Below are 4872 nucleotides of genomic sequence, written 5' to 3'. Positions count from 1 at the left end.
CACCATAATAATGATTAACCTCTCTTGCAAGCTCTCCCATTTCTTCAGTTAAACGAGCCATCATTGCAAGCGGACTAAAATACCCTTCTTTAAATTGACCGATATATGCATCTACTTCTTTCTGCATATCTTTCATCGTTTTTGCTTCCATACTAGTCACCTCTTATTCCTTCCTCTTTCATGTTAGCCAATTCATCGCGATTTGACAAATATTATTCCCTCATATCACTATTTACGACTCTTTTTAGGATAGACTATAATAAAGTGAAACTTCTTTTGCGTGATTTTTACAAAAAATCATCCTGAACCAATCGGGCCCTTACGGCTGGTTCGACCTTTCTTCACTGTTTTACCCTCTACCAGCCGTTAGAGGGTAAAGTGAAACTTCTTTTGCGTGATTTTTGCAAAAGATCAGCCTGAACCAATCGGGTCCCTGCGGCTGGTTCGACCTTTTCTTCTTCGCTTTTCCCTCTACCAGCCGTTGGGACGGGGTAAAGTGAAACTTTCTTTTGCAGTTTTTCCGCACAATATCAGGCTGAACTAATTAAGCTCTTATACCATTCTCTATTTTTACTATCAACTAGAAATAACTTATTATTATGTTCTATCGTTTAAGAGGAGCAATGCAATCATTACATAATTAGGGGGATTTCTAAATGACATCAAATTTGAAGATTCGAAATATCATTTTTATTTTAATCGGTTCCGCTATTTTTTCTTTCGGTATTGTGAATATCAATATTGAAAACCATCTTGCAGAGGGTGGATTTACCGGCATTACGCTATTATTATATTTTAAATTTTCACTTGATCCTTCCTATACAAACTTAATTTTAAACGTCCCTCTATTTTTCATTGGCTGGAAATTACTCGGCCGAACAACATTTTTATACACATTAATCGGTACATTTAGCGTCTCTTTATTCCTTTGGGTGTTTCAGCGCTACGAGGTTCTCAACTTACATTTAAACTTGCAAAACGATATGACACTGGCTGCTTTATTCGCTGGGGCATTTATCGGCATAGGACTTGGAATTATATTCAAATACGGCGGGACTACTGGCGGTGTTGATATTATCGCAAGGCTAGCTCACAAATATGTTGGCTGGAGTATGGGAAAAACGATGTTTATGTTTGATGCGGTCGTTATCATTATCTCTATTCTTACATATTTATCATATCGCGAGGGCATGTATACGTTAGTTGCTGTTTTTATCGGGGCTAAGGTTATTGATTTCATGCAAGAAGGTGCTTATGCAGCAAAAGGAGCAACTATTATTTCTGATAAAAACGATGAAATTGCTTCAAAAATTTTATCCGAAATGGAGCGCGGAGCAACCTTTTTAAAAGCAGTTGGATCCTATACAAAAATAGAACGTAATGTGCTATATTGTGTTGTTGCTAAAAATGAAATCGTAAAATTAAAAAATATCATTATTTCAGTAGATCCACATGCCTTTGTCGCTGTAAGTGATGTACACGATGTTGTTGGTGAAGGATTTACATTAGATGAAAATAAAAAACCGTTACATAATTAAATTCAGCTAGAAAAGCTCTGTAGCTTTTCTAGTTTTTTATTATAAATCTTTTAAGTTTCTCCAAATCCTCATAAATAAGCTCCAACAAACTCCGATTATAGAAAATAGAAGCTGGATGAAAGGTCGGAAAAATATGATATTCTTTTTCTGACCAAATAAATTCTGTACTGCTGCTATCTTTCAATCGCTGCACAGGTTGCTTTAACAATTCTCCATGAACATCCGTAATTTTATTATTTTTACCAACTAAACGCTGTAATGCAATATTACCAAGTGTGACAATAACCGGCTGCTGTATAAATTCCAGTTCATAATCTAGCAAAGGTGCATGGGCAAGTATCTCACCTTGATTCGGTGTTCTATTGTACTTCTTCTGTATTATTTCGCCATTTCGTTCCCTTTTCTCTCTCCATTTATAAGGTCTACTCCGGACCGCACTCGTAATATATACTTCTTCCCTTGTAACGTGAATACGTTCTAAAAATTCCATTAAATGTTTTCCCGCTCTCCCACTAAATGGAATCCCATTATGAATTTCTGTTTCACCGGGTGCTTCTCCAACAAGCATTAATTTCGGGTTTTTAGGGCCCTGTCCACTTAAAAAACCTTCTAATTGGTATGTAGCACTACGCTCCTTCACTTGTTTAACTAAATAATATGGATATTCTATGTCCGTCACCTTCTTTCATCATTCCATACTTATCTTTATTTTAACTAGTTCTATACCCCATATTCTCTCTATTATTTCCATTTGTAACATATTATAAGATTCAATCCACAAAACAAAAAAAGACTATCAAAATTGATAGTCTTTAATCATCGCTACGCTGCATACCAGTATAAATTAATACGAGACGTAATAATTCAAATACTGCTACAGCAGCTGCTGCTACATATGTTAATGCTGCCGCATTTAATACTTTACGAGCTTGACCGTACTCATCTGTTGATACGATACCAAGTGCTTCAATTTGTTGCATTGCGCGTTTTGATGCATCAAACTCAACTGGTAATGTAACAAGTTGGAAAATAACACCTGCTGCCATTAAAATAATTCCTAGTAACAACAAACCAGACATTTGTGCAAATACACCAATTAGGACAAAAACCCATGACATGTTTGAACCAAAATTAGCAACTGGCACTAACGAATGGCGTACACGCATAAAGTTATAATCTTTCGCATCTTGAATTGCGTGTCCTACTTCATGTGCTGCTACAGCTGTACCAGCAACTGAATGACCATAATAGTTATCTGTCGATAATCTAACCGTCTTTACACGCGGGTCATAATGATCTGACAAATGACCTGGCGTTTCTTCTACGGCTACATTGTACAATCCATTTTCATCTAAAATTTTTCGAGCCACTTCCGCTCCTGTCATACCTGATGTTGAATAAACTTGTGAATACTTGCTATAGGCACTACGTACTTTTGACTGTGCATACAACGGTATGATCAAAATGATCGCGAAGTAAATTAAATAAAACATCATAAACCTCCATTGAAGTTTTAATTATAGTACTTCTCATTCTATTTTTTTCTTCCACCGTTGTCAATAAATAAACCTTACAATCCGTATCTTTATTTATGCGTATTATCTATCTTTAGAATGCAAGTTGCTTCTCCGCTTCTCTCTCTCCCCTTTATACTTTCTCCATCCAACATACGTTAAAGTGAACAAAATAAGTCCTCCAGTAATTGTCATAAACCAAATGAGAGAGGGAGCAATCTCATCTTTTTTTACTGTATGAAATATTTTTTGCAAATCACCTTTAATAATCCCTAGTTGCATTTGTCCACCTTTCGTTTTTAACATAACGTTACGAAATTCATCCAAATAAGATAAATGTGCATTTACACGCTGCGCTTCGTTTTCTGGCAGAGCAATCATTAAACTAGGATAAATAATATTAAATTCATTTAAAAATGTATTTAGCGTCTGCTGGAACTGTCCATCATCGTCTTTTTCCATCGCCTTTTCTACTTGAGAAAAAGCATTCATTATCTTTCTTTCTCTTTCCATCCAAAGTGGCTGATATTTAGATACTTGTGCATCAACAGCAAGTTGTAACGCTAACATATTATCCACTTTAACTTGCCTATCTGAATCTTCCGCGAGAGATTGTTTCGCCTTATCGTATGCTAAAGAAACGACTCTAATTTGTCCCGGAGTTACTTTTGAATTATTTTCATTCTCCTTTGATAGAAATTGCTCTGAGAAATGGTACAGTACTTGTATTGCCTTTTCATCTTCTTTTTTCTTCACTAACTGCAAAGAGTCATCTAGCAATCCAGTTAGTTCACTCCACTCTTCAGCATATATACGTACTGGAAACATTATAATTAGAAATGCTATCAGTCCAATTAATGTTCTCTTCATCCCGGTCCCCCCTATAACTACTAGTACAAAATATGTGGAATTGGACAAGAATAGAACAGAACAAAACCAAAAAATATATTATCTCTATGAAAACAAAAAAATTCTCTTTAAACAGAGAATTTTTTCTTTGAAACCCTTTTCTTTTTCACTAAATATTTATACACACCGTAACAAAGCATGCTACCACCTAAAATCAATAATAAAATAATACATGCAGCATGCATAAAGAATTCTTCCGGTAACATTAAAATAACCGGATCTGTTTCAATATCAAACATCCAATAATCATTGCTAAATAAAAGCTTATGAAATAATACGAAACTCTTTTCAAAATTAATAGCAATTGGTAACGTAAGAGCTATTGGAAAAATAATTGTAAGAATCGCTCCGTGAAGTAAAAACTTTTCTTTTTTCTTTTTTAATAAATACGCTCCTCCTAATACAGCAATTACAATCGTTCCATACATTATATATTGAATCTTTACTAAAATATTTTTAACATCTACAAAATGAATGCGTCCATTTGTGGACATATCTAATGTCGGCAATTGTAATGCACCTTCATAAAACGGCGATAAATATGTAATAAGCACATCATAGTTTCTCTTAATTTCATCTTTCGTCATATCCGCTAAATCTGGAATATTTAAAAAATCAATTTCAAAATAATACAACCATTTTCCATATACAACTACCGTTGTCGCGAGAGCGAAAACAGAAAATGCTATGCTATAGGAAACTACTAAAGTGATCAATCTATCCAATATGTTTATACCGCTCTTATTTTTCTTCATTTTCTCCCCCTAAATGTCCTCACCATCATAAAGAAAACTGTTTTCGGTTCTCACGTAAGCAATAATAATATGTAATACACAGTACAGCAATACTTAACCAAAACGTAAAATAACCAATTTTCTCTACAAATAAATGCATAATCCCATATCTCGGCA

6 protein-coding genes and 1 pseudogene are annotated in these 4872 nt (G+C 34.6%); 1 reads left to right on the top strand and 6 read right to left on the bottom strand.

The window, feature by feature from the left end; all coding sequences use genetic code 11:
* Positions 1-151: nucleoside triphosphate pyrophosphohydrolase family protein (locus AC1DJR_RS17375; protein WP_477003115.1), on the bottom strand; the 151-nt coding region annotated here is incomplete at its 3' end.
* A 505-nt stretch (positions 152-656) separates the two neighbouring features.
* On the opposite strand from AC1DJR_RS17375, the gene AC1DJR_RS17370 reads away from it, so the two are divergent.
* Complete coding sequence (locus tag AC1DJR_RS17370; RefSeq protein WP_002011845.1) at positions 657-1538, top strand: YitT family protein; 882 nt, start codon at positions 657-659, stop codon at positions 1536-1538.
* A gap of 28 nt (positions 1539-1566) precedes the next feature.
* Here the strand turns inward: AC1DJR_RS17370 and AC1DJR_RS17365 are convergent, their stop codons facing one another.
* The 5 genes and pseudogenes from AC1DJR_RS17365 to AC1DJR_RS17345 all read right to left on the bottom strand — a co-directional run.
* A complete protein-coding gene (locus AC1DJR_RS17365; RefSeq protein WP_002011844.1) occupies positions 1567-2217 on the bottom strand; it encodes a uracil-DNA glycosylase in 651 nt (216 codons plus the stop codon).
* 133 nt (positions 2218-2350) lie between these two features.
* The gene (locus tag AC1DJR_RS17360; RefSeq protein ID WP_002086606.1) at positions 2351-3031 is read right to left on the bottom strand and encodes a zinc metallopeptidase; all 681 of its coding nucleotides are present in this window, start codon (positions 3029-3031) and stop codon (positions 2351-2353) included.
* Between the two features lie 105 nt (positions 3032-3136).
* Positions 3137-3922 carry a sporulation protein YpjB gene (gene ypjB, locus AC1DJR_RS17355; RefSeq protein ID WP_002168786.1) on the bottom strand — a complete coding sequence of 262 codons (786 nt, stop codon included), beginning with the start codon at positions 3920-3922 and terminating at the stop codon, positions 3137-3139.
* 107 nt (positions 3923-4029) lie between these two features.
* Positions 4030-4716, bottom strand: coding sequence for a lipoprotein intramolecular transacylase Lit (gene lit, locus AC1DJR_RS17350; protein ID WP_002064533.1), 687 nt, complete (start codon positions 4714-4716; stop codon positions 4030-4032).
* A 25-nt stretch (positions 4717-4741) separates the two neighbouring features.
* Positions 4742-4872, bottom strand: a pseudogene (locus AC1DJR_RS17345) (DUF1405 domain-containing protein); the annotation flags it as partial.

This window comes from Bacillus sp. 05T31, from assembly GCF_056396725.1.
Note: the sequence above shows the minus strand (reverse complement) of the source record. Positions and strands in the feature narration are given on the sequence as shown.